The 1978-nt window shown below is 53.0% G+C and carries 3 protein-coding genes; all 3 read right to left on the bottom strand.

The window, feature by feature from the left end; genetic code table 11:
* The coding region (locus tag L691_RS0105985) for a hypothetical protein (protein WP_025689390.1) at nt 1–412 on the bottom strand (412 nt) is incomplete at its 3' end.
* A gap of 6 nt (nt 413–418) precedes the next feature.
* Nucleotides 419–1366, bottom strand: coding sequence for a 3-oxoacyl-[acyl-carrier-protein] synthase III C-terminal domain-containing protein (locus L691_RS0105980; protein WP_025689388.1), 948 nt, complete (start codon nt 1364–1366; stop codon nt 419–421).
* A 4-nt stretch (nt 1367–1370) separates the two neighbouring features.
* The coding region (locus tag L691_RS28005) for a class I SAM-dependent methyltransferase (protein WP_025689387.1) at nt 1371–1978 on the bottom strand (608 nt) is incomplete at its 5' end.

Raw genomic sequence — 1978 nt, 5'->3', positions numbered from 1 at the left:
TCTCGATAATGGACAGCGGGTTCTCTTGAGCCGGCAGCGATAGGCCGCTCTGGTTAAAGTGTTCATCCGCCAGAACGCATAACGCCTTACGATATTCCCCGCCGGACATTAGCCATTCCAGCAGCGAAAGCGCATGGGAGAACGCCTGGCTTCCGGAATGACCGAGCGCCAGGGGCAGCACGTCAAGCAGATTTAGCTCTCTTCTTATTTTGGCACAAACATGCTCAGCGTGGGGGGAATTCTCGTGATGGCAAAGAACCAGTACATCCATATCCGTCAGCCATTGCCGATTCGCTTCCATTTGAGCGATGGCTATGTCTACCAATGACTGATTTTCACCGTCCGCTCTTGTGCCTGAATAAAGAACATTAAACGTTAATTCCGTCTTCACCGTAATTGTTGCCACCCTCATTCTCTGTTACTCATATTTGTGCAAGGAACAGCCGTAATAGCCTCCGAAGCCTACGGTCACCGTCAAATAGAAGTCGCCTTTGTTCAACGAACCGTTCCTGATCGCATCGTTCACGTTTAGCAGAATGTCCGTATTATGAAGATGTCCCGCATGTCCAAGCGCCCCGGCATAAAATTTATCCAGAGGACAGCCGATCGCCCGGGCAAGCGTACTCCAAGTGTTCAGACCCAGATTTGAGCAAAAAATAAGGCGGATCTCGTTCATACTCATTCCCGCTTCCCGCAGCACCTGCTTCGCAACCTGACGAACGGCCAAGTAAAAGGTTGAAAAGTACATTTTAACTCGTTCGGGACAATCATCGTATACCAAACCGTCCACTTTGAGCCCGGTAGATAGGGTCTGGTGGCCTTCGGCCGCAGACTTTTGGTATAGAGCAGCACTGGCCGCATCCCCATAGAGCATATAGGTATCGCTGCGGTGCTGCGAAATGTTCGCTTTATCCGCCGCAACAAATAATACAGCGTCGCCGCTGCGGCCTTCACCGGCGAAATAAGCCTTCGTTAAATAAAGCGACAAATGAATGGTGGAGCAGCCGTATTCCTCCAGTTGAATAACCGGCGTTGTATCATAGTCAAACTCGCGCAGCAGCCTGGAGAACAAGCTCTGCGCCTCTACTCCGGCGCTCGTGACACACGCAAAGAAAATAGCCGAAAGCCGTATTCCATCCCGCCTTGCCCGGCTTAAGACCGGAGCGCATGCCTCATAAATCATTTGCCCCAGGCTTTCATTCCGCTCGATAGGGACATACTCAAAGCCGCTGTCTCTGTAATCCGCTGCGCTTAAACGGAACGAAACGCCGTCTTCGTTTATTTCCTGGATGACCTGATCGACAGGAGCCCGGAATGAAGGAATATACACGCTGGTATCCGTAATGGTCAAATAGGGAGCCGTCATCGCTTCACGCCTTCTTCGTCAGGTGCAGAATTTTGTACCTGCGCTTTCCCGCACGCATATCATCGTAAATCGGGGTTCCGGGAACGCCCATCGTCTTCCATACGGCATCCTCCTTGCCGAGAGTATCGCCTAGCGCCGCGAGACGGCTGCCTCTGGCCAAATCGCTTGCCAGCAGAACCTGCTCGGAGATATCGCGGGATAGCGACACTTCAAAACCCAGCTCAAGCAAATACCGTTCGCCTTCCTCGAACTTGAGCGCATCCAGATCATCCGCATATACGAACACGCCTCCCGCCTTCAGCACGCGGAATACCTCATCATAGAAACGGTTGATCCGGGGATAGAGATCCGAGGATTCGATATTCAGCACGATATCACAGCACGCGTCAGGGATGGGCAGCTCCTCCGCGTCGCCGACGCAGAAGGAAGCCTGTTCATACCGGTTGCTTGCCAGACAGAAAGCGATATTCGCTTCCGTCAAATCAAGTCCCGCAACGATGCGCGGCCCATAGCTTTTGCAGAGTGCCCGTACGTTGCCGCCTCTGCCGCAGGCGATCTCCAGCACGTCCTTTCCCTGTACATCGACTCCGCTCAGGATCTCCTGCAGAAGCC

The organism is Paenibacillus zanthoxyli JH29, assembly GCF_000520715.1.
Taxonomy (GTDB): Bacteria; Bacillota; Bacilli; order Paenibacillales; family Paenibacillaceae; genus Paenibacillus_AQ; species Paenibacillus_AQ zanthoxyli.
This window is presented reverse-complemented; position numbering and strand designations above follow the sequence as displayed.